At 62.4% G+C, this 22,387-nt stretch carries 17 protein-coding genes; 13 read left to right on the top strand and 4 right to left on the bottom strand.

Translation table 11 applies throughout. From position 1 onward, the window contains the following. Window positions 1-143: 143 nt before the first annotated feature. On the bottom strand, window positions 144-4,004 hold the full coding sequence (locus tag NKI52_RS12545; RefSeq protein ID WP_352646410.1) for a peptidoglycan-binding protein: 3,861 nt from the start codon (window positions 4,002-4,004) through the stop codon (window positions 144-146). A 552-nt stretch (window positions 4,005-4,556) separates the two neighbouring features. On the opposite strand from NKI52_RS12545, the gene NKI52_RS12540 reads away from it, so the two are divergent. The 7 genes from NKI52_RS12540 to NKI52_RS12510 all read left to right on the top strand — a co-directional run bounded on the left by NKI52_RS12540 (window position 4,557) and on the right by NKI52_RS12510 (window position 13,510). Beyond that, window positions 4,557-5,018: a MerR family transcriptional regulator gene (locus tag NKI52_RS12540; RefSeq protein WP_023677331.1), complete on the top strand. Its 462-nt coding sequence runs from the start codon at window positions 4,557-4,559 to the stop codon at window positions 5,016-5,018. 237 nt (window positions 5,019-5,255) lie between these two features. Next, on the top strand, window positions 5,256-7,052 hold the full coding sequence (locus NKI52_RS12535) for an acyl-CoA dehydrogenase (protein WP_352589117.1): 1,797 nt from the start codon (window positions 5,256-5,258) through the stop codon (window positions 7,050-7,052). A gap of 238 nt (window positions 7,053-7,290) precedes the next feature. Beyond that, window positions 7,291-8,460, top strand: a complete 1,170-nt coding sequence (locus tag NKI52_RS12530) for an acyl-CoA dehydrogenase family protein (RefSeq protein ID WP_023677334.1) — start codon at window positions 7,291-7,293, stop codon at window positions 8,458-8,460. A gap of 31 nt (window positions 8,461-8,491) precedes the next feature. Beyond that, a complete protein-coding gene (locus tag NKI52_RS12525) occupies window positions 8,492-9,700 on the top strand; it encodes an acetyl-CoA C-acetyltransferase (protein WP_352589120.1) in 1,209 nt (402 codons plus the stop codon). 12 nt (window positions 9,701-9,712) lie between these two features. Next, window positions 9,713-11,932 (top strand): 3-hydroxyacyl-CoA dehydrogenase NAD-binding domain-containing protein, encoded by a 2,220-nt coding sequence (locus NKI52_RS12520; RefSeq protein WP_352698142.1) that lies wholly within the window; start codon window positions 9,713-9,715, stop codon window positions 11,930-11,932. Window positions 11,933-12,014: 82 nt separating this feature from the next. Then, the gene (locus NKI52_RS12515; RefSeq protein WP_352448637.1) at window positions 12,015-12,659 is read left to right on the top strand and encodes a S24 family peptidase; all 645 of its coding nucleotides are present in this window, start codon (window positions 12,015-12,017) and stop codon (window positions 12,657-12,659) included. Window positions 12,660-12,670: 11 nt separating this feature from the next. Further along, on the top strand, window positions 12,671-13,510 hold the full coding sequence (locus NKI52_RS12510; RefSeq protein ID WP_352621877.1) for a thermonuclease family protein: 840 nt from the start codon (window positions 12,671-12,673) through the stop codon (window positions 13,508-13,510). On the opposite strand, the gene NKI52_RS12505 is transcribed toward NKI52_RS12510, so the two are convergent. Next, on the bottom strand, window positions 13,473-15,128 hold the full coding sequence (locus NKI52_RS12505; protein WP_352576974.1) for a lysine--tRNA ligase: 1,656 nt from the start codon (window positions 15,126-15,128) through the stop codon (window positions 13,473-13,475). The two genes, NKI52_RS12510 and NKI52_RS12505, sit on opposite strands and share 38 nt — an antisense overlap. Before the next feature lie 246 nt (window positions 15,129-15,374). On the opposite strand from NKI52_RS12505, the gene NKI52_RS12500 reads away from it, so the two are divergent. Continuing rightward, entirely contained in the window at window positions 15,375-15,785 is a 411-nt protein-coding gene (locus NKI52_RS12500) for a tellurite resistance TerB family protein (RefSeq protein ID WP_352576976.1), read from the top strand. A gap of 14 nt (window positions 15,786-15,799) precedes the next feature. Here the strand turns inward: NKI52_RS12500 and NKI52_RS12495 are convergent, their stop codons facing one another. Next, window positions 15,800-16,651 (bottom strand): ABC transporter substrate-binding protein, encoded by an 852-nt coding sequence (locus tag NKI52_RS12495; RefSeq protein WP_352576977.1) that lies wholly within the window; start codon window positions 16,649-16,651, stop codon window positions 15,800-15,802. A gap of 271 nt (window positions 16,652-16,922) precedes the next feature. Between NKI52_RS12495 and NKI52_RS12490 the strand changes: the two genes are divergently transcribed. From NKI52_RS12490 to NKI52_RS12480, 3 genes are all read left to right on the top strand, one after another. Continuing rightward, window positions 16,923-17,654 (top strand): helix-turn-helix transcriptional regulator, encoded by a 732-nt coding sequence (locus NKI52_RS12490; protein WP_023677341.1) that lies wholly within the window; start codon window positions 16,923-16,925, stop codon window positions 17,652-17,654. Between the two features lie 97 nt (window positions 17,655-17,751). Beyond that, window positions 17,752-18,390 carry an acyl-homoserine-lactone synthase gene (locus tag NKI52_RS12485; RefSeq protein ID WP_023677342.1) on the top strand — a complete coding sequence of 213 codons (639 nt, stop codon included), beginning with the start codon at window positions 17,752-17,754 and terminating at the stop codon, window positions 18,388-18,390. Between the two features lie 15 nt (window positions 18,391-18,405). After that, window positions 18,406-19,155, top strand: coding sequence for an enoyl-CoA hydratase-related protein (locus tag NKI52_RS12480; protein WP_023677343.1), 750 nt, complete (start codon window positions 18,406-18,408; stop codon window positions 19,153-19,155). A 24-nt stretch (window positions 19,156-19,179) separates the two neighbouring features. Here the strand turns inward: NKI52_RS12480 and ppk2 are convergent, their stop codons facing one another. After that, window positions 19,180-20,082, bottom strand: coding sequence for a polyphosphate kinase 2 (ppk2, locus tag NKI52_RS12475; RefSeq protein ID WP_352698139.1), 903 nt, complete (start codon window positions 20,080-20,082; stop codon window positions 19,180-19,182). Between the two features lie 197 nt (window positions 20,083-20,279). Between ppk2 and NKI52_RS12470 the strand changes: the two genes are divergently transcribed. Both NKI52_RS12470 and phoU read left to right on the top strand, forming a co-directional pair. After that, window positions 20,280-21,542 (top strand): sensor histidine kinase, encoded by a 1,263-nt coding sequence (locus NKI52_RS12470; protein ID WP_352589135.1) that lies wholly within the window; start codon window positions 20,280-20,282, stop codon window positions 21,540-21,542. 118 nt (window positions 21,543-21,660) lie between these two features. Next, window positions 21,661-22,386, top strand: a complete 726-nt coding sequence (gene phoU / locus NKI52_RS12465) for a phosphate signaling complex protein PhoU (RefSeq protein ID WP_352589138.1) — start codon at window positions 21,661-21,663, stop codon at window positions 22,384-22,386. Window position 22,387 lies beyond the last annotated feature (1 nt).

Genomic DNA, 22,387 nt, shown 5'->3' with positions numbered 1-22,387 from the left:
ATTTTTGCGTCAGAAGGCTATCTCGTTCTTGCGCCGGCCGGGCCGTGAAGTCAAACTTCGCAGCACCGCCGAAACAAAAAACAACTCAATCAGTTAACAGGCAAATCTGTGGCAAAGGCGTCGCGGAAACGACGCATCCGCCGTTATTTACGCGCAAGCAGCGCCTTGACCAGCTTTTCGTCGATCGCGCCGGTTGCCTTCATATCGTTGTCGGCCTGGAAGGCCATGATCGCGTTCTTGGTTTTCTGGCCCATCATGCCGTCGGGATTGCCGGCCTCGTAGCCGTTCTTGTTGAGAATGCGCTGGATGTTCTGGACCGCTTTCTTCATGTCGATGCCGGCGGTCGTCTGCGGTGTGCCGTCCTGCCACGATTCAGGAACGTCGGCCGAATTGGCGGCTGGATCGAGCGGCTTGGCCTTCCACAGTTCAGCCGCGGCCCGCGCACGCTCCAGCTGGTCGGGCCTCAGCGCCTTGGCGATCTCGTCGCGCTTGGCCGCCGCATCCTTGTCGCCGGTCTTGGCGACGAGTGCGAACCATTTGTAGCTCTCCTCGAGGTTCTGCTTCATGCCGACGCCCTTCGCCGCGAGGATGCCGAGATTGAACTGGCTATCCTTGACACCGAGATCCGCCGCCGCCTGGAACCAGCGCGCTGCCGATTCATTGTCGGTCACGCCATCCGTCGCCATCGCAAACAGCACGGCAAGATTGTGCATCGCGCTGGCATTGCCCTGCGCTGCGGCAAGCTGGTACCAGGTTTTCGCTTTCTTGATGTCGCGTGCGACGCCGACGCCCTTCTCGTAGAAATTGCCGATGCGGTATTCTGCCGGTACGAAACCGAGTTCGGCAGCTTTCTCATACCATTTGGCCGCCGCCGCCATGTCTTCTTTGACGCCGCGAGACTCGGCGTAGCGCGAGCCGATCTCGAACAGCGCCTTGGCGTCGCCGCCGGCCGCTGCATCGCGCAGGGCGGCCGGACCCGCATCGGCCGGAACGTCGATCTTGGCAACGCCTGCCGCGGCAGCATCCGCCGGCGGCACCGTGCCGGTCGTGTCCTGCGTCGCAGTGGTGGCTATAGCAGGCGCGGCAGCCATTGGCTCGGCGTCGCTGGCCGTCGCCGCTGCCGGCGCGGGCACTGCGGCCGCGGTGTCTTGCGCCGCCAGGTCAGCAGGCGCCGCGGAAGCCGAGGGCGCCGTCGATGTCTCGGCTGCCGGTGTAGCGGGGCCGGTTTGCGCCGCCGTGTCGTCCTTGGTCATCGATGCGGATGGCTCTGCCTGCCTGACGGTGGGCGACGGCGCGCTCTCCTGTGTTGTCGTCTGCGCGTCCGCCTTCGGCTCGCTGGCAACGCTGGCCAAAGCGGTTTCCACCGGCTGTACGGCCACGGCCGGTGCCGCCTCATTGTTGGTGACTTCGACCGGGTCGGAGAAGAAGGCTTTGCCCAGTTGCAGGCCGGCAAGCGCCAGCATGATGGCGATTGCCCCCATCAGGATCGGCTTGCGCCGCGCCTTGAGCAGGTCGCCGATCCTGAGTGCCTTGACCGGGCCTTTCATCGTCGACTGGCGCTTGAGGGCGTCCGCCTCGGCGGCCGCCGCTTGCGCAGCCCGTCTGGCTGCCGCGATGAAGTCCGATTTCGCCGCCTCAGCGCCGCCTTCCCGGGTCGGCTGCCCGCGCTCGTCGCGCACGCGCTTCATGATGGCGCTGAGGTCGGGTGCGCCGGAGCCGGGTTCCAGTGGCCGGTTGGCGAGCTTGGGGTCGAGGGGCTCGTCGAGATCGACGCTCGGTATCTCGGCGCTCTGCGCCGAGCCTGCAAGCGGCGGCATCTCGGCGTCCTTCTTGCCCTTCAAGGCGCGCGCCAGCCCGCCTAACATCGATTTCCTGCCGCCGCCTTGCTCGGTTTTTTCACGCGTCGTGTCTGAACCGAGAGCCGCCAGGGCTGCTGCGGCGGCGGCCTCGGCTGGCGTACGCGGACCTGGCTCGTCGCGCACGAGCGCCGCGGCGCGGCCGTCGAGATCGGCCATGCTGCCCGTCAACGGCAGCGGCTGGTCGAGGTCCATCGACGGTGCGTCCTGCACCGAGATCTTGGATGGCCGGCCGAAACGCTTGCTCAACTCCGCGCTTGCCGGTTCGCCCGTCTCCAATGAACCAAGCCTGTCAACGATCTTGAGCAGCGTATCGTGGATAGCCTCGAACGTTCTCGAATTGCGCTCGTCCGAACGGCGCGTCAGTGCCTCGAGCGTCTTCAGGTCCTGGGCGAGGCCGGTAACGGCCGCCGTGTTGGCGCTTGATCCGGCCAGTGAGCGGACGGCGCTCTCAGCCGCCTCGCGCGCCGCGCCGAGGATGGAATCGCGGGTTCCGGCCAGCGACTTCTCGATTTCGTTGAGACGCGGGCTGATGTCGTCGAATTCCGGCAGCGGCGTGCCGGGCTTGGAAAGATGCGCCGTCAGGCCGGCGACCTGCGCTTCAAGGCTGCGGATCAACGCCGGGTCGATGCTGGCGACCTGCGCCGCGGACGAATCCAGCCGGCTTGAGATGTCTTCGAGCCGGCTCTCCAGGCCACGGATCGCCGCCTCGTTGGCGGGATCTGGAACGCGCGTCTCAATCCGCTTGGCCAGCGCGGTGAAGCGGGCGTCGATAGCATCCATAATGCCGGCGCTATCGACCTGCGGCATGCGCTGGTCCAGCCTGTCGGCGACCTCGTCCAACCGGCGCTCAAGGTCGCGAAACAGCATGTTGCCTTGTTCGATTGCGTCGCCCTGGCGACGTTCCATCATGCTGGACAGCACGTCGAAGCGCTGCTCGAGCCCCTGGAAGATGTAGTCGGCGTCGGGCATGGCAGGCGCGTGGTCGATCTTGTCGGCAATAAGCGCGACTTGCCTGGCAAGGCGCTCCATCGCCTGTTCCGGCAGATTGGCTCGGCCGGCCAGTTCATCCACGCGGCTCGACAATGTGTTGAGACGGTCGATGACCTCCCGACCCGGACGATCCTGCGACACTTCTTCGATTTGCTGGGCCAGTGAATCGATCCGCTTCTCGATGCGTTCGAAGGGCTCGGGGTCGAACGAATTGGCTTGCGCGGCAACCGTCGAGGCGACGATCGCGCGGGAAATCTCGTCGAGCCGCTCGTCGATCTGACTGAATGTGTCGCCGCCGCGATTGTCCTGCTGGCGGGCGAAATGGTCGACCGCTCCGGCAAGCGTGCGGACCTTTTCCTCGAGCGAGCGCAGCGACAGCGATTCCGGCAGATTGCTGACGGCATTGCTGATCTGTTCGAGCCGCTCCGTCAGCGCCGACAGGCCGGGTGCATCGGAACGCTTGCGCTGATCGGCCTCGACGCGATCCTCGAAAGCGTTCCAGCGGCGGTCGAAATCGTCCCAGCGGCGTCCGACCGCCTGCACGCTCTCCTCGCGCGCCAGCGTATCGAGCGCGGCTTTGACCTGCTCAAGCTCGAGCCGCAGCATATTGACGCTTCTGTCGTCGCTTTTTTCGGCCAGTGTCTGGATGGCGCCGGAAAGCCGCTCGAATTCGACGCTGAGTTCGGCGCTGCCTTTGCCGCCGCCATTTGACTGGAAGGCTCGCCCAATATTCTTGCGCAGTACCTCGAACTCGCGTTGCAGGCCGGAGGTCATCTGCTGGCGCAAGTCTTCGCGCAGGCCGCGCAATTCCCCGGCGATCTTGCCGGCTAGGGCGACGCTGTCCTCCTGGCCGCGTACCCGGTCGATATCGCGGGCGATCGCCTGGTAATTCTGGTCGAAAGCCGCTGCTGGACCTTTCGGCCGCTGCGCGCGTGGATCCTCATACCGGCGCTGCTGGCCATAGGGTTGGGCGCTGGGATAGCGTGGTTCTGCCGCTGGTCGGCGCGGATCGGGGTGGCTTGCCGTCTCCTCGCGCGTCCGCTCCAGCCGCTGCTCCAGAGTTTCCAGGGAGCGGTTGAGCTCTTCAAGCGTCGTGTGCGGCCGGCGTTGCCTGCCGGCGTTGAGTGTATCGAGGTAGGACCGCTTGCTGTTCATCAATGCGCCCGTTTCAGAATTGCTGGCTTTCACCAGGTTCCCAAAGTCCTGCCGGGACGAAGGCGACTGCTTGGCTTGTTGCAGTGGAAGACGAGCTTCCCGGGTCTCATCCGCGCTCCGAAAAACCGTGAAAAATTCAGTACAGGATAGACACGGGTAACCGACATGCGCACATTTCGCCCCAACGTGGTAAACAACGCGTTAACCAAGCTTAAGAAGTTGCAACTTTGTCGGCTGGCCGCCGACGGCGCCGGGTGTCTTTTTTGGACGCGCAAAAGACGTTGTAGAATTTTGATCAGCCGCATGATCGCTCCCGAAATCGGCAACGACCTTTTAGGTTGTCCGCTGGTGCTGCGGCATAAAGTTGCAAGACCAGAACGCTCTTGCGTGGTGAGGCGGCTATCGATATAGAATTGACGTAAACGTAAATGAGCGGATTACGCCGTTTGCGATTTGTTTGTTGAAACCACGAGTGGAAGTACGCCCCCGCTTTCACTCAGGCGACGCAAGGTCCGCGACCGCGACGCCACCAGACGGGGAAAGCCAGTGACCATGAAACTTATTTCGCCCGGCCAAGCCGCGGCCAACACCAACGATATGTCGAGCGAAGCCGGTGAAGAGCTTGTCCGCATCGGCGAAATGGCCAAGAAATACGGAGTGACGCTGCGTACGCTGCGTTTCTATGAGGACAAGGGTCTGCTCAACCCGCAGCGCGACGGCTCGACCCGTCTCTATACACGCCGCGACAGGGCCCGGCTGAAGCTGATCCTGCTTGGCCGCAAGGTCGGGTTCTCGCTGCGCGACGTCAAGCAGATGATGGACCTCTATGATCCGAACGGCTCCAACACCAAGCAATTGCGGCTGGCGCTCGACAAGTCGGAGAAGCAGCTTGCCCGTCTGCAGAAGCAGCGGGCGCTGATCGACGACGCCATCAGCGAACTGAGTGCTTCGATGTCGACCGTCCGGCAAATGCTGATCGAGCGCTCGACGCCGCAGGCCAGCGTAGCGAGCTAAACTAAGCTTTCGATTTGTGACGAATAAGAGCCGCGTGGCTTTCGCTGCGCGGTTCTTCGTCGTTTGCCGTGCTTTGTCGTTTGTCGTCCTGGCGCGCGGGGGAAAATTTGACGCACCGCCGAATTGACGTTTACGCAAACGTCAATATTTGTTATCTCGACCACAACGTTGGTCCGTCTGCCATCCTCATATGCTGGGGCTGATTTCGGGGCCAAGACCGCATGGTGGAGGAAACGCATGCCGATCTACAGAGCGCCGGTCCGGGACACGCTGTTCGTGCTGAACGAAGTGCTGGGATATCGGCGTTATTCCAATCTTCCCGGATTTTCCGACGCGACGCCGGATGTGCTCGAGGCCATCCTTGCCGAGGGCGCGAAGCTCGCCGAAAACGTGATGCAGCCGCTGAACCGCGTTGGCGACGTGGAAGGCTGCATGCGCCATGACGACGGTTCGGTAACGACGCCGAAAGGCTTCAAGGAAGCTTTCGACCAGTATCGCGAAGGCGGCTGGATGGGGCTCGCGGCACCTGTCGAGTTTGGCGGGCAAGGCTTGCCCTACGCGGTGCACACTGCGGTTGCCGAATACATGGTGTCGGCCAATATGTCGCTGATGATGTATGCCGGCCTGACGCAAGGCGCGATCGCTGCGATCATCACCCATGGCACCAAAGAGCAGAAGGCAACATGGTTGCCGAAGCTGGTCGAGGGCGCCTGGACCGGCACCATGAACCTGACCGAGCCACACTGCGGAACCGATCTTGGCTTGCTGCGCACCAAGGCCGTCCCAAATGGCGACGGCACCTACAGGATCTCCGGTCAGAAGATCTTCATCTCGGCCGGCGAGCATGACATGTCGGACAATATCGTCCACCTGGTGCTGGCCCGTATCGAGGGCGCGCCGGATGGCGTGAAGGGCATCTCGCTGTTCATCGTGCCGAAGCTCAAGCTCGATGCCTCAGGCAATCCGGGCGAGAAGAACACCGTCTCCTGTGGCTCGATCGAGGAGAAGATGGGTATCCATGGCAACTCGACCTGCGTCATGAATTACGACGACGCTGAAGGCACGCTGCTCGGCGAGGCCAATGGCGGGCTGAAAGCAATGTTCACCATGATGAATGAGGCGCGGCTTGGCGTCGCCCTGCAGGGACTTTCGCTATCTGAGGTTGCCTACCAGAATGCGGTTTCCTACGCCAAGGATCGTCTGCAGGGCCGCTCGCTGTCAGGGCCGAAGGCGCCGGACAGGAAGGCCGATCCGATCATCGTCCATCCGGACATCCGCCGCAGCCTGATGACCATGAAGGCTTTCAACGAGGCCGGCCGCGCGCTGGCGCTGTGGACGGCGATCAAGTCCGACATCGCTCACCGCTCCGGTGACGACAAAGATCGCCAGGTCGCAGACGACTACACCGGCCTGATGACGCCGGTGGTCAAAGGCGTGCTCACCGACAAGGGGTTCGATCATGCGGTAATGGCGCAGCAGGTCTTCGGCGGCCACGGCTATATAGAAGAGCACGGCATGAGCCAGTTCGTCCGCGATGCGCGCATCGCCATGATCTATGAGGGTGCCAACGGCATCCAGGCGCTCGACCTCGTCGGCCGCAAGCTGGCCTTGAATGGCGGCCGCGCGGTCCAGGCTTTCTTTAAGGAAGTCGGAGAGTTCTGCGAGGAAAACCGCACCGACGAGACGATGGCGCCCTTCACCAAGGCGCTGAAGAAGGGCCTCAACGATCTGCAGACGGCGACGATGTGGCTGGTGCAGAACGGCATGGCCAAGCCCGATAACGCCGGTGCCGCCTCGACCGATTACATGCATCTCTTCGGCCTGGTGGCGCTGGGCTATATGTGGGCGCAGATGGCCAAGGTGGCCGCAGCGAAATTGGCGAACGGCGCCGACGGCGCTTCGTCCTTCTACGACAACAAGCTGGTGACGGCGCACTTCTTCATGGAGCGGATCATGCCGGAGACGTCGGCGCATCTTGCCCGCATCTCCAGCGGCGCCGACACATTGATGGCACTGCCGGCGGAAGCGTTCTAGGTTCGGCGTCTCCCTCCCGCTCGAGGGGATGGTGGCCCGAAGGGCCGGGAGGGGTCCTGCGTGCAGTGCGCCGACCTCCATTCTGGTGCATGCCTTGGAGGAAAATGATCGCAATGCCGTGGCACATGGCGCAGGTTGTAAAAGGTAAGGTCGAGCAAGTCATCGGCGACCCCACCCGGCCGCTTCGCGGCCACCCTCCCCTCGAGGGGGAGGGGAACGTCGGCGCGAGGGAGAAACCATGACCCACCCCGCCGAAATCCTTGGCCTTCCCAAGCCCGCCTGGGCGGCGGACGAGGTCGGCATGCTTTACGACATGGCGCACCGCTTCATGTCGGAAGAGATCGCGCCGCGTTACGACGAGTTCGAGAAGAACGAAATGGTCGACCGCGAGAGCTGGCTGAAGGCGGGTGCTGCCGGCCTGCTCTGCGCCTCTATGCCGGAGGAATATGGCGGATCGGGCGGCACCTTCGCGCATGAGAGCGCCATCATCGAGGCGATCGGCCATGTCGGCGTCGACGGGTTCGGCATTGGCCTGCACAATTCGATCGTTGCCCCCTACATCCTCCATTACGGCTCGGACGAGCAGAAGAAGAAATGGCTGCCGAGGCTGGCGACCGGCGAGCTGATCGGCGCCATCGCCATGACCGAGCCCGGTGCGGGCTCCGACCTTCAGAGCGTCAAGACGCGCGCCGAAAAGGACGGCAACCAGTACAAGCTCAACGGCTCGAAGACCTTTATCACCAACGGCCAGCTCGCCAATTTCATCATCGTCGTTGCCAAGACCGATCCTGAGAAGGGCGCCAAGGGCATCTCGCTGATCGTCGTCGAGACTGACGAGGTGGAAGGTTTCGAGCGCGGCCGCAACCTCGACAAGATCGGCCTCAAGGCCAACGACACGTCGGAACTGTTCTTCAACGACGTACGTGTGCCGACCTCGAACCTGCTCGGCAACGACGAAGGCCAGGGCTTCGTCCAGTTGATGCAACAATTGCCGCAGGAGCGGCTGCAGATCGGCACCACTGCTATCGCCATGGTCGAGCGGGCCTTGGCGCTTACCATCGACTACGTCAAGGAGCGCAAGGCCTTCGGCAAGCCCATCATCGAATTCCAGAACACCCAGTTCAAGCTTGCCGAATTGAAGACCGAGGCGACCATCGGCCGCGTCTTCTACAATGACTGCGTTGCCCGTCACATTAACGGCGGCCTCGACCCGGTGACCGCGTCTATGGCCAAATACTGGCTGTCGGACCTGCAAGGAAAAGTCGTCGACGAATGCCTTCAATTGCATGGCGGCTATGGCTACATGAATGAATATCCGATTGCGCGCATGTTCCGCGACGCCCGCGTCCAGCGCATCTACGGCGGCACCAACGAGATCATGAAATTGCTGATCGGGCGCTCGCTCTGAGCGAGTTTCAGCAAACCCAAGGAGCAGGAAAATGGCCGAAGCTTATGTCTATGATGCCGTGCGCACGCCGCGCGGCAGGGGCAAGAAGGATGGCTCGCTGCACGAAGTGCCGGCGGTGCGGCTCGGCGCCAAGGTGCTCGAGGCCATCCGCGACCGCAACGGGCTGGACACCGGCACCGTCGACGACATCATCTTCGGTTGTGTCGATCCGGTTGGCGAGGCGGGTGCGGTCATTCCACGTGCCGCCGCTTTCGAGGCCGGCTACGACACCAAGGCGCCTGGCATGCAGATATCGCGCTTCTGCGCCTCGGGCCTCGACGCCATCAATTTCGGCGCCGCCAAGATCGCGCAGGGCGCCGACGAGATCGTCATTGCCGGTGGCGTCGAATCGATGTCGCGCGTCGGCATGGGCGCCTCCGGCGGCGCCTGGTTCATGGACCCATCGGTCGGCCTGCCCGGCTGGTTCGTGCCGCAAGGAATCTCGGCCGACCTGATCGCCACCAAATACGGCTTTTCGCGCGACGACGTCGATGCCTACGCGGTCGAAAGCCAGAAGCGTGCCGCCAAGGCGTGGGGCGAGGGCCGCTTCAAGAATTCGGTGATCTCGGTCAAGGACCAGAACGGCCTGACCATCCTCGACCATGACGAACATATGCGGCCCTCGACCGACATGCAGTCGCTGGCCGCGCTCAACCCGTCCTTCGTCATGCCCGGCGAAATGGGCGGCTTCGACGCCGTCGCCGTGCAGAAGCATCCCGAGGTGGAACAGGTCAACCACGTCCACCATGCCGGCAATTCCTCCGGCATCGTCGATGGCGCGGCGGCCGTGCTGCTCGGCTCGAAAAAGGCGGGAAAGACGCTCGGCCTCAAGCCGCGCGCACGCATCCGTGCGTTCGCCAACATCGGCTCCGAACCGGTGCTGATGCTGACCGGCCCCGTCGACGTCACCGAGAAGCTGTTGAAGCGGGCGAAGATGAAGCTGTCGGACATCGACCTGTTCGAGCTCAACGAGGCCTTCGCTTCGGTGGTGCTGCGCTACATGCAGGCTTTCGACATTCCGCATGACCGGATCAACGTCAATGGTGGGGCCATCGCCATGGGCCATCCGCTCGGCGCCACCGGTGCGATGATCTTCGGTACGGTGCTGGACGAATTGGAACGCCGCGACCTCAACACCGCGCTGGTGACGCTTTGCATCGGCGCCGGCATGGGCACTGCAACGATCATCGAACGCGTCTGACGGAGAGAGATGATGAGCTACACCAATTTCACCCTCGACATCGACGCCGACGGCATTGCGCTGGTCACCTGGGACATGCCGGACCGTTCGATGAACGTCTTCACCGAAGAGGTGATGCTCGAACTGAATACCATCGTCGACAAAGTGGCGAGCGATGCAGCGATAAAGGGCGCGGTGATCACCTCCGGCAAGGATACGTTCTCGGGCGGCGCCGACATCACCATGCTGCAGAAGATGCTGGCGACCTTCGCCGCCGACAAGGCGAAGGACCCGGAGAAGGCGACCAAGGCGCTGTTCGACAATGCGGGCACCATGAACGGCCTGTTCCGTAAGCTGGAAACTTCGGGAAAGCCATGGGTTTCGGCGATCAACGGCACATGCATGGGTGGCGCGTTCGAATTGTCGCTCGCCTGCCATGGCCGTGTCGCGGCCGATTCAGACAAAGTGAGGATGGCGCTTCCCGAAGTGAAGATCGGCATTTTTCCGGGGGCCGGCGGCACCCAGCGCGTGCCACGGCTGACCGACCAGCAGCAGGCGCTGCAAATGCTGACGTCCGGCCAGACGCTGTCGCCTCAGAAGGCCAAGTCGATGGGCCTGATCCATGAGATTGCCGAGCCGGACAAGCTGGTCGAAACCGCCAAGGCGATGATCAGGAACGGCTTGAAACCGGTGGCGCCATGGGATGAAAAGGGCTTCAAGCTGCCCGGCGCCCCGATCTATTCGGTGGCCGGTGCCAATCTGTGGCCGCCGGCCATCGCCATTCTGCGCCGAGAGACCTATGGCAATTATCCCGCCGCTGCCGCCATCCTGAAATGCGTCTATGAGGGCCTGTTGGTACCGTTCGACACCGCCTTGCGGATCGAGCAACGCTATTTCACCGAGATTATGCAGACCAGGGAAGCGGCAGCGATGATCCGTTCGCTGTTCGTGTCGCTCCAGGAACTGAACAAGGGCGCGCGCCGCCCGGCCGGTGTGCCGGAAACGAAGTTCAAGAAGATCGGCGTACTCGGCGCCGGCTTCATGGGCGCTGGCATTGCCTATGTGACGGCCAAGGCCGGCATTCCGGTGGTGCTGCTCGACCGTGACATGGAGTCTGCCGCCAAGGGCAAGGCGCATTCCGAGACCCTGATCTCGGATCAGGTGAAGAAGGGCCGTGCCAAGCCGCAGGACAAGGATCGGTTGCTGTCGCTGATCACGCCAACGGCCGATTACGCGGATCTCGCCGGCTGCGATCTCGTGGTCGAGGCGGTATTCGAGGATTCGGCCGTAAAGAAGGGTGCCACCGAACAGGCCGAGGCTGTGCTCAAGCCGTCGGCGATCTTCGCCTCGAATACGTCGACCATACCGATTACATCGCTGGCCAGGAATTCGGCGCGGCCGAAGAATTTCATCGGCATCCATTTCTTCTCGCCGGTCGACAAGATGATGCTGGTCGAGATCATCCTCGGCAAGAAGACCGGCGACAAGGCGCTGGCAACCGCGATCGACTTTGTCCGTGCCATCAAGAAAACGCCGATTGTCGTCAACGATACGCGCGGTTTCTATGTCAATCGCTGCGTACTGCGCTACATGTCGGAAGCCTACAAGATGCTGATCGAAGGTGTTCCGGCGCCGATGATCGAGAATGCGGCGAAAGCCGCCGGCATGCCGGTCGGTCCTCTGGCGTTGACCGACGAGACGGCGATCGACCTTGCCCAGAAGATCATGAAGCAGACCATGCGCGACCTCGGCGACAAGGCGGTCGATCCGAAGCAGATGGCGCTGATCAACACGATGGTCGACACGCATGGTCGCTTGGGCCGCAAGAACGGCAAGGGCTTCTATGACTATCCGGCAAAACCGGCCAAGAAGAAGCTGTGGCCAGGCCTCAGGGATCTCTACCCGCAGCTGGCGCCGGAGCAGGTCGATTATGAGGAACTGAAGCAGCGGCTGCTGGTCACCATCGCGCTGGAGGCGGTACGGGTGATGGAAGAGGGCATCGTTACCGACCCACGCGAGGCTGATGTCGGCTCGATCCTGGCCTTCGGCTTCGCGCCCTATACAGGCGGTGCACTGTCCTACATCGACGGCATCGGCGCGAAGAAATTCGTCAAACTCGCCAAGCGCCTGCAGAAGAAATACGGCACCGAGTTCAAGGCGCCGAAGCTGCTGCTTGATATGGCCGAGAAGGGCGAGACCTTCTACGAGCGCTTCGATCCCTATACCAGGGACGAGGCCAAGGAGGCAGCCTGACGCCGTCTTCGGCGGTGGACAAGATGGCGGCCAAGGGTTAGAACAGGGAAGGTATTTTTTCCTGTTTCGAAGGAAGAGCAAGGTGCTCTCGCACGACCGCGTTTGGGCCGCCATCGACGCTCTTGCCGAGCGTTATTCGCTTTCGGCCTCTGGACTGGCCAGGCGCGCTGGCCTCGACTCGACCGCCTTCAACAAATCGAAGCGGCTGTCCTCAGATGGACGGCCGCGCTGGCCGTCGACCGAATCGCTGGCCAAGATCATCGAGGCGACCGGCGCCTCGCTGGATGAATTTGCGGGGCTGGTCGAGGGTCGGGGTAATTCCGACGCACTACCCGTGCAGAGATCGTCGGTGCCGCTGCTCGGCTTCGCCCAGGCGGGCGCCGGTGGCTTCTTCGACGACGCCGGGTTTCCAGCGGGGCAGGGATGGGACCTGATCGAGCTTCCGGCACGGGCAACCGAAACCTCCTATGCCTTGAAGGTCCAGGGCGATTCCATGCTGCCGCTCTATCGCAATGGCGATGTCCTGATCGTCGAGCCAGGGGCTACCATACGAAAGGGTGATCGCGTCGTCGTCAAGACCAATGCCGGCGAGGTGATGGCCAAGGTGCTCGACCGCCAGACACCGAGGTCGATCGCGCTGGTCTCCCTCAATCCCGATCACCCGGACCGCGACATCCCCATGCGCGATGTCGAATGGGTGGCGCGGATTGTCTGGGCAAGCCAGTAGGCGCGGGGCCGGTGCGTCTACCTCACCTTGCCTTGGCTGTTCTGGCGATCCCGGCGATGGCCACGGCAATTGTCGCCGGCGGCCGCGCCGTCCAGAGCGAAAGCGGCGGCCCCTGGGAGCAAATCCAGGTCGGCGCTGAACCGCAGCCCGCCGCGCCGGCTACGTCGGCCATCCCGAAATCAATGCCGGCCAAGCAGGCGGCGCATTCGAGGGCAATCGATCCAGAAATCGTGGTGCCGCCGCAGCTCGGTTCCAACGAGCTTGAACGGATAGAGCCGCGCGCCCCGTTGAGCGATCTGGCATTGGCCGGACCGCCCAAGCCGCCAAAAACGAAAATGCCCGACGACTGGAAAGGCACGAAACTATTCCAGCCCGTCGCGTCGGCCGCCGGGGTCATCGAAGCAAAGGGCTATTCGATTGCGGTTTCCGGTATCGACATCGTCAAGCAGGAGGAGACTTGCACCGACGGCGGCGAGTCCTGGAATTGCGGCATTCGGGCGCGAACGGCCTTCCGCGCCTTTCTCCGCAGTCGTGCGGTGGTCTGTGCCGTGCCGCCCGAAGGCGGTCGTGATCTGATCGCCGCCGAGTGCCGGATCGGCAATCAGGATATCGGCCAATGGCTGGTCGAAAATGGCTGGGCGCGCGCCGCCAAGGGCGGCCCTTACGTAGAAGCCGGCGAGAAGGCGCGTGCAGCAAAAAAAGGCGTCTTCGGGCCGGCGCCGAGCGTTTCAGGCCTGCCGCCGCTCCCGGCTGCTGCGTCGCGATCCGCGCCTGTAGCGCCTAGCTCGATCCTGGAGGAGCAAGACGGCGTCCTCATGCCGCCAGCTGACCAGCCAGCGCCCGCTGAATGAGCTCGCGCGTTTCGGCGATGCCGTAGAGCGCGGCGAAGGAGCCGAAGCGCGGCCCGCGTTCCTGACCTATCAGCACCTGATAGATCATCTGGAAGAAGGCGACGGAGACACCGGGTCCGCCCTCCGGGCTCTGCTTGGAATGATCCTGGTAGCGCTCGATCTTGCGCGCAACATTGAGGGCAGCGTTCTGGATTGCCTCGCTGTCGGCATCAGCCGGCAGCGCGGCGAGCGCTTCCGAAAGCTTGGTCAGCGCCTCGCGCTCGACCGCGTCGGCAGCACGGTACACTTTCGCCGGCTTCACGAAATCGTCGAAATAGCGGATGGCATATTCGGCCAGCCGGTCGAGCTCGGGATGGGTTGTCGGCGTCACACCCGGCGCGTGGCGCGAAATGAAACCCCACAGCACGTCCCTGTTCTGCGCATTCGAGGCGCTGACCAGGTTGAGCAGCAGCGAGAACGGAACCGGCAGGTCGACTGCCGGGGGATTGCCGTCATGCATGTGCCAGACCGGATTGCCCAGCCGCTCCTTCCAGTCCTGCCTCTGATAGGCAGAGAGGAACGTGTAATATTCGTCTACCGCCTTCGGGATGACGTCGAAATAAAGCTTCTTCGCGGTTCGCGGGCGCTGGAACATATAAAGGCTAAGGCTCTCGGTCGGCGCGTAAGTCAGCCACTCGTCGATGGTCAGCCCATTGCCCTTCGACTTCGAGATCTTCTGGCCGTTCTCATCGAGGAACAGCTCATAATTGAAGCCCTCGGGTGCCGGAGCATCGAGCGCGCGGCAAATCTGCCCGGCGAGCTTGACGGAATCGATCAGATCCTTGCCGGACATCTCGTAATCGACGCCGAGTGCTGCCCAGCGCATCGCCCAATCTGGCTTCCATTGCAGCTTGGCATGACCGCCGGTCACCGGCGTCTCGAAGCGCTCGCCGGTGTCCGGGTCGCGCCACACGATGGTGCCGGCGTCGAGCTTGCGCTCGTCGATCGCGACTTGCATGACGATGCCGGTCTTGGGATGGATCGGCAGGAAGGGCGAATAGCTCAGCGCCCGCTCCTCGCGCAGCGACGGCAGCATAATTGCCATCACCTTATCGAAGCGCTCGAGCATCTTGAGCAGCGTCGCGTCGAAGCGGCCGGAAGTATAATAGTCGGTCGAGGAAGCGAATTCGTAATCGAAGCCGAAACGGTCGAGGAAAGCGCGCAGCCGTGCGTTATTGGCGGCGCCGAAGGACGGATACTGATTGGAGAACGGGTCCGGTATCCTGGTCAGCGGCTTGCCGAGATAGGCGCGCAGCATGTCCTTGTTAGGCACATTGTCCGGCACCTTGCGCAATCCGTCCATGTCGTCGGAGAAGCACAGCAGCCGCGTCTTGACCTTGTCTTCAGTCAGCACGCGGAAGGCGTGGCGCACCATAGATGTGCGCGCCACCTCGCCGAACGTGCCGATGTGCGGCAGGCCGGACGGGCCGTAGCCGGTCTCGAACAGCACCGTTTCCGGGTAGCCGCTGCTCGCGTAGCGGGCGACGATCTTTTTCGCTTCCTCGAATGGCCACGCCTTGCTTTCGGCGGCGGCGGCGAGGACTTCCGGGCTGAGATCGATCGGCTGTTGTTCGGCCATGATGCTATTCCTGCAACTTTGCCAGCATCCATGCCGGCAGCCGCATGCTCTAGACCATGATCCCGAAAAGTGGAACCCGGTTTTCGGGCAGGACCGTGATCAGGCAAGAAGATTAAGAGCCCCCGTCCCGATAGTCAGGATGGATCAAGTTCCAAGGCGTGATCGGAGCGCCAACGATCGCGGCTGTTTTTCCTTGCGGCGCCGGTCCCTCGTTCCTAACTTCGGGACCATCTCAAGGAGTTGTAAATGCCATTGTCGCCACACGAAGCCATGATCTACCTGATGGTCATCACCTCGGCGTCAGACCGCGACATGACCGACGTCGAACTGGCGCGGATCGGCGACGTCGTTCGATCCTGGCCGGTGTTTGAGGATTTCAACCAGGAGCGGCTGGTCGAGGTCGCCCAGGCCTGCCAGAAAATGCTGCATGAAAAGGATGGGCTGGAGGGCGTCCTGGCGCGCGTCGCCGAGGCGCTGCCCGAACGCCTGCGTGACACCGCCTATGCCGCCGCCTTCGAGGTCGCAGCTGTCGATCTCGAAATGCGCCTGGAGGAGGTGCGCGTCCTGCAGCTCGTCCGCCGGGAACTCGACCTCGATGCGCTGACGGTCGCCGCCGTTGCGCGAGCCGCCAAGGCCCGCCTTCGCACGCTGACCTGAGCCGGCGGCCAAGCTCAGAAAAAACTGACGGGAAAATAGCGCAGATAGAACTCGGCGAACGTGCCTTTCACCGAGATTTCCTGCAGCGCGTAGTCGAAAGCGGCGGCCAGTGCCGGATCGTCGGCCCTAGTGGCGATTGCCATGCCTGAGCCGAGATATTCGGGCGCCAGATAGGGGCCGCCGGCAAAGCGGCAGCAGCCCGCTGCATCCGAACCGCCGAGCCAGAAGGCGAAACGCATGCCGTCGCCGAAGGCGGCGTCGATCTTGCCGGCTTTCAGCTCGCCATAAAGCTCCTCCGGCTTTGCGAACGGGACGATTTGGACGTCGCCGAAATAATCGCGCAGCATCCGCTCGTGCGCGGAGCCGGCGATCACGCCGACACGCTTGCTGCGCAGCTTGTCGAACATTGGTTCGGTCAGCGCCTGTGTCTTCAGCATGATGAAGCGTGCCGGAAATTGCAGGTAGGAGCGTGAAAATGCGTATTTCGACCGCGACTCCGGCGTCGCGGCGATGCCGGCAATGATCGCTTCGCCCTCGCCTTTCCCGAGCGCACCTTCGAGCTCGGCCCAGGGCAGCGACTGGATCTGGCATTTTTCGGCAATGCCGAGCTCGGCGCAGATGGCGCGCGCCAGGTCGACATGGAAGCCCGACAGCCGGCCTGCCCCATCGAGGAAATTGAACGGCGGGAAATCCGTGGTGGTCAGGAATCGCAGCCGCGGCAGCATCGAAAGGTCCGGCTTTGGCAGCCGCTCCTTGGCGTCCCAGAACACCGGCACCTGCGGCTCCGCGGCGAGCGCAGCAGCCGCAAGCGATTGCGCTCCGATCAATATCAAGATCAATGAAATGGATATGCGCCGAAACGCCACGCGACGACTCCGTCCGGTCTTGCCCCGCCTTTCGTACGAAATAACACAGGTTTTTGTACGAAAAAAACACAGGTACGACGGTTTTTGGTTTCATCATTGCAATTTAGGGATATTGTTTAGTGAGTTTGCAAGTGACTGCGTGATGCCGGCTGAAGAGGAGCAGTAGGACGCACAGGGGAGGCAGCTTTGCAGTCCGGGGTTGATGGCGTGGTGCGGGTTGATCACTGCCATTGGCCTCAAGAGCGGAAGGCAACATGGGGTAGATGTTGCGATGGGTCATTTCGATCGTACGCTGGAGTTGATAGATCAGTTGCAGCACGCCGGCACAGCCGCCGCCGTCTGCGAAAAGCTGCTGGGGGTAACAAGCGGGTTCGGGCTGACGGCGCTGATGGCCGGGACGGTTCCGCAACCTGGCACGCCGAGAAACCAGCAAAAGGACCATGTGCTGCTCTGCGACTGGCCGGCTGAATGGCTTGAGCGCTACGTCGCGCGCAACTACGTCGATCACGACCCCGTCGTCAGCCACATGAAGCAGCTTCAAGCGCCATTCCAGTGGCGGGAAGCATCTCAGGGCATCCGCATCGGCAAGAGCGGCGGCGAGGTGATGGGCGATGCCGGCGAATTCAAGCTGCGCGACGGGTTGGCCTTCCCGCTAATCACGCTCGATGGCCAGATCGTCATGGTGTCGCTAGGCGGCGAGGCTGTCGAATTGTCGAGCGCCGAGTTCGGGTTGGTGTCGCTGGTCTCGACTTATGCGATTGGCCGCGCAATGCAGCTCCACACCATGGCGGGCAAAACCATCGATCATGTCGAATTAACGCCGCGTGAGCGCGAATGCCTGCAATGGGCTGCTGTTGGCAAGTCCGAATGGGAGATTTCACAAATTCTCGGCATTTCGGAACACACGTCAGAGAAACACCTTCTTAACGCCAAAAGCAAACTCGGTGCCGTCAACCGGGTCCAGGCCGTCGCGGAAGCGATAAGGCGCGGCTATATTAACTAGGTCGGCCGCGCCGGCCTAGAAATTCTTGCTTGCGTGATCGCGTAATTTTTTTGGGAAAGCACGGCCGTATCTTCCTATTGAAACTAGGAGACGGCAAATGCTTTTTTCCCTCACGACCCAGGAATTGATGGAACGGCCCGACCTCTGGGAGGCAGTTCATCGTTTGCGTTACAGAGTTTTCGTCGAAGAGATGGGATGGACCGATCTGCAGCGCCCTGATGGCCTCGAGATCGATCAATTCGACCACGACGAGGCAGTGCACCAGATCGTCATCCGCAATGGCGAGCTCGCCGGTTATCAGCGGATGCTGCCGACGACCCGGGCACATCTTCTAACCGATGTGCTGGCGGACCTTTATGAGGGAACCCCACCGTCGGGCCCGAATGTCTATGAACTGACCCGCTATGCGGTTGCGCCGGGATTCCGCGACGGTCGGCGCGGCGTGTCGACGGTCGGCACCGAGCTGATCGCCGGCTTCGTCGAGTGGGGTCTGAAGCGCAACGTCAACCAGGTGATCATCGAATTCGAGCCGATGTGGGTGCTTCGCGCGCTGCAGCTGCATTTCCTGGCAACGCCGCTCGGTTACCAGCGTACCTATGGCAACCAGCAGGTGGTTGCCACACTGCTCACCTTCAACGAGCACACGCTCGACGTGGTGCGTTCGCGCCGCAACCATTTTGCGCCGGTGCTGGCCAGAGGGTACCCGGACATGCTCGGACAGAGACGCGCCTCGTGAGATTGGAGAGAGGCCATGAACGTTCACTCAAAAGCAGAATTCCGCAATCACACGCTGATCGTCACGGTATCGTCGGGTGACGGCCGCCCGGTGCTGGACAGGCGGGCCTATGAAAGCCTGGCCAGGACATTCCACGAAGCCGCTGTCGACGACGACGTCCGCGTCGTGGTCCTGCGCGGCTTGGCCGGGTGCTTCTGCCTCGGTGCCGATTTCTCCGAATTTCTCGACGCCACCAAACATCGGCGACTGATCGCCGCCGTCACCGATATGTTCCGCACGCTGGCGACGTTCCCGAAACCGGTCCTTGCCTGTGTCGACGGCGACGCCGTCGGCGTCGGTTGCACCATCCTGTTCCACTGCGACATGGTGATCGCCTCGAGCAAGAGCACGTTTCGGGTGCCGTTCGTCGATTTCGGCCTGGTGCCGGACGCGGCGACCAGCATTCTGGCGCCGCAGAAGCTCGGCTATGCCGGGGCGTTCCGCTTCTTCTGCCTGGGCGACACGCTCGCCGCCGAAGATGCCAGGGCACTGGGCCTTGTCGGCGAGATCGTGACGGACGGCAGCGTCGAGGAAGCCACGTTGGCAAGAGCCAGGCAACTCGCCAAGAAGCCTGTCGCGGCGCTGCTACAGACGCGCGACCTGCTTAGGGGCGACACCGGCGCGCTCTGCGACCGCATCGACCAGGAGATCTCGCTTTTCCAGCAGGCGCTGCAGGACGACACCACGCTGAAGCGACTGCAGCGGATTGCCCGGCTGGCGGCATGAGAGCCGCGTATCGATGAGGTGAGCTTATTTTTCGAGGAAAGTCGGCCCTTCGCCGATGATCTTCTTGTCCTCCTTGCCGATGACGTCGAGGTCGCGGCCGTCATAGGGAAGCGAAAGGAGAATGCGCTGCATGACGGCCAGCCGCGCGCGCCGTTTGTCGTTCGCCCGCACAATGATCCAGGGCGCGAACTCCTTGTGCGTGCGCTCGACCATCAGGTCGCGCGCTTTGGTGTATTCGTCCCATTTGGTGATGCCGGCGATGTCGATTGGCGAAAACTTCCAGCTCTTCAGCGGGCTCCAGCGGCGGTCGTGGAATCGCTCGAGCTGCGTTTCCCGGCCGATGTTCAGCCAGAATTTGAAGAAATGTATGCCCTCGTTGCGGATCATCCGCTCGAAATGCGGAACCTCGTCCAGAAATTGCTTGTGCTGCTCGGGCGTGCAGAATCCCATCACCGGTTCAACGCCGGCGCGGTTATACCAGGAGCGGTCGAAGGTGACGAATTCGCCCGACGTCGGGAAGTGGTCGACGTAGCGCTGGAAGTACCATTGTCCAAGCTCGGTGGGCGTTGGCTTGGTCAGCGCCACGTTGCGCGCCGTGCGAGGGTTCAGATACTGGCGCAAAACGAAGATAGTGCCGCCCTTGCCGGCAGCGTCGCGCCCCTCGAACAGCGACATTACCCGCTTGCCCGTCGACTGCAGCCACGCCTGCGCCTTGACCAGCTCGATCTGCAGCTTCTCTAGCCTCTCGCCATACTCCTCGCTCTTCATCTTCTTGTCGTAAGGGTAACCGCCGGCGGTGAGCTTGCGGTCCTCGACCCAGTCGGGAAGCGCGGGGGCCTCGATGTCGAACGCTCTCTCCTTGCCGTCGATCATGATCTTCAGCGGCCCCGATGAGGGTGCGGCGGGGCTTTCCTTAGCGTTTTTCATCGAGGCGAACCTTTCCAGCTTCCGGACTCGTGCTATTGGGAGCCTTACTGCATCGGCCCGAAAATCGGAATCGATTTTCGGAAAGAACGATGCAGCAGATAAAGTGGTAGAGCGTCCTTTGTGCGTCCAATTGGACGCACTGCGCTCTAGCGCCGGTCCAGCAAGAAGTTCTTGAAGTGGCCGCAGACGGAGCGCAAATGGCCGACATCGGCACAGAGCGGAGAGGCAGGGCGCAAGCCGTCGCCATGCGGCTGTGGAACAGCCGCTGGCTGCTGGCGGCCGGCCTCGTTGCGGTTCTGATGGTCTATGGTTTTGCCGGCATGTCTGGCTATGTGGTGCTGCTGGCTGGCGCCGTGCTGGTTGCCGCTGCGATGCTGCCGGCCGGCATCGCCCGCCAATCGACCGAAAATGCCGCGGCCATCGAGTCGAGCGTGCAACAACTTTCCGGCGAATATCTCGCGGCGGCGGTTGCCGATCCGCTGATCATTTTCGATCGCTCCGCCGCCATCGTCCACGCCAACGCCGCTGCCTTTGCCGCCTTCGGCGGGATTGCCCCCGGCATGTCGCTGTCGCTGAAATTCCGCGCGCCGGAAATGCAGGGCTTGCTGGATAGTATCTTGGCGGGCAACGTCGCTTCGGACAGCGTCGACTACATAGAAAAGCTGCCGGTCGAACGAGCCTATCGGGTGAGCGCGTCTTCAGTCGGCCATGCCACGGATCTCTACGTACTGGTGTTCAAGGACCAGAGTGAGGCGCGCCGGATCGACAGAATGCGTGCCGACTTCATTGCCAATGCCAGCCACGAGCTGCGCACGCCTCTCGCCTCGATCGCCGGTTTCATCGAGACGCTGCGCGGGCCGGCCCGCAACGACCCCGCGGCGCGCGAGCAGTTCCTGCAGATCATGCAGAACCAGACCAGCCGCATGGCGCGCCTCATCGACGACCTTCTGTCGCTGTCGCGCCTGGAGATGAAGCCTTATCTCAAGCCGGGAACCGAGGTCGACCTGCGCCAGGCCATCGACAGCGTCATCGATTCGCTTGGGCCGCTCGCAAAGGAAAACGGCGTCGTCATCGAGCGTGATTTCGCGGAAGGGCCGCTCGACGTGCCCGGCGATCGGGACGAGCTTTTCCAGGTCTTCGAAAACCTGCTGGAAAACGCCTGCAAATATGGTCAGTCGGGCGGACGCGTCGTGGTGTCGATCATACGCAGCGACAGCGATCCCGAACCGGGCATCGACGTCACCATCAGGGATTTTGGCCCCGGCATCCCCGAAGAGCACATCCCGCGCATCACCGAGCGCTTCTACCGCGTCGACGTCGAGAACAGCCGAACCCAGAAGGGCACCGGCCTTGGCCTGTCCATCGTCAAGCATATCCTGACCCGCCACAACGCCAGACTCTCCATCAGGTCGGAGGTCGGCAAGGGTGCGGCGTTCACGGTCCATTTGCCGGCTCGCTAACGTAGTACTATCTCTAGCACATAATGGGCCGTTTCTTTTTTCTGTCATCCGGCTAGCGTATCAGCGGGGATTCGAGGGAACGACTCAACCACGAGATCCCGGGAAAGGCATTTCGTCCATGCAGTCCGTGCATATCGTCAGCGCCTATGACGAGGAGCTGAAATATCTGTCGAAGCGCATCGCGGCGATGGGCGGGCATGCCGAGCGCATGGTCGAGCAGGCGGTCGCGGCGCTGGTCAATGCGGATCCGGGGCTTGCCCAGAAAGTCATTCGGGACGACCTGGTTCTGGATGAGGGACAGCGCGAGATCGACGACAAGGCGATCATCATCATCGCTAAACGCCAGCCGATGGCGACGGATCTGCGCGAGATCGTCGGCGCGATCCGCATCTCGGCTGACCTCGAACGGATAGGCGACCTCGGCAAGAACGTCGCCAAGCGGGTGGTTGCCGTCGCAGACGGGCGCCAGCCGAACAGCCTGTTCCGCGGCCTCGAGGCTTTGGCCAATCTGGCACTGACCCAGCTCAAGGAAGTACTCGACGTCTATGCGTCGCGGTCGGTGGAGAAAATCGGTTTCGTGCGCGACCGCGACGACCAGATCGACGCCATGTACACCTCTCTGTTTCGCGAATTGCTGACCTACATGATGGAAGACCCACGCAACATCACGCCCTGCACACATCTCCTGTTTTGCGCCAAGAACATCGAGCGCATCGGCGACCACGCTACCAACATCGCCGAGACGATCTACTATATCGTCACCGGCGATCAGATGCCGGCCGATCGTCCGAAGGGCGACAAGACGGACAAGATTATTCTTCCCGCAACCCAACCAGCGAAGTGAG

The organism is Mesorhizobium sp. M0590 (assembly GCF_040320905.1).
Lineage (GTDB): Bacteria > Pseudomonadota > Alphaproteobacteria > Rhizobiales > Rhizobiaceae > Mesorhizobium.
Note: the sequence above shows the minus strand (reverse complement) of the source record. Positions and strands in the feature narration are given on the sequence as shown.

What these genes read in the sequence shown, in the direction of transcription:
- NKI52_RS12545 (WP_352646410.1), bottom strand. Translation starts at nt 4,004, where the DNA reads ATGAACAGCAAGCGGTCCTACCTCGATACACTCAACGCCGGCAGGCAA.
- NKI52_RS12540 (WP_023677331.1), top strand. Translation starts at nt 4,557, where the DNA reads ATGAAACTTATTTCGCCCGGCCAAGCCGCGGCCAACACCAACGATATG.
- NKI52_RS12535 (WP_352589117.1), top strand. Translation starts at nt 5,256, where the DNA reads ATGCCGATCTACAGAGCGCCGGTCCGGGACACGCTGTTCGTGCTGAAC.
- NKI52_RS12530 (WP_023677334.1), top strand. Translation starts at nt 7,291, where the DNA reads ATGACCCACCCCGCCGAAATCCTTGGCCTTCCCAAGCCCGCCTGGGCG.
- NKI52_RS12525 (WP_352589120.1), top strand. Translation starts at nt 8,492, where the DNA reads ATGGCCGAAGCTTATGTCTATGATGCCGTGCGCACGCCGCGCGGCAGG.
- NKI52_RS12520 (WP_352698142.1), top strand. Translation starts at nt 9,713, where the DNA reads ATGAGCTACACCAATTTCACCCTCGACATCGACGCCGACGGCATTGCG.
- NKI52_RS12505 (WP_352576974.1), bottom strand. Translation starts at nt 15,128, where the DNA reads ATGGCCGAACAACAGCCGATCGATCTCAGCCCGGAAGTCCTCGCCGCC.
- NKI52_RS12500 (WP_352576976.1), top strand. Translation starts at nt 15,375, where the DNA reads ATGCCATTGTCGCCACACGAAGCCATGATCTACCTGATGGTCATCACC.
- NKI52_RS12490 (WP_023677341.1), top strand. Translation starts at nt 16,923, where the DNA reads ATGGGTCATTTCGATCGTACGCTGGAGTTGATAGATCAGTTGCAGCAC.
- NKI52_RS12485 (WP_023677342.1), top strand. Translation starts at nt 17,752, where the DNA reads ATGCTTTTTTCCCTCACGACCCAGGAATTGATGGAACGGCCCGACCTC.
- NKI52_RS12480 (WP_023677343.1), top strand. Translation starts at nt 18,406, where the DNA reads ATGAACGTTCACTCAAAAGCAGAATTCCGCAATCACACGCTGATCGTC.
- ppk2 (WP_352698139.1), bottom strand. Translation starts at nt 20,082, where the DNA reads ATGAAAAACGCTAAGGAAAGCCCCGCCGCACCCTCATCGGGGCCGCTG.
- NKI52_RS12470 (WP_352589135.1), top strand. Translation starts at nt 20,280, where the DNA reads ATGGCCGACATCGGCACAGAGCGGAGAGGCAGGGCGCAAGCCGTCGCC.
- phoU (WP_352589138.1), top strand. Translation starts at nt 21,661, where the DNA reads ATGCAGTCCGTGCATATCGTCAGCGCCTATGACGAGGAGCTGAAATAT.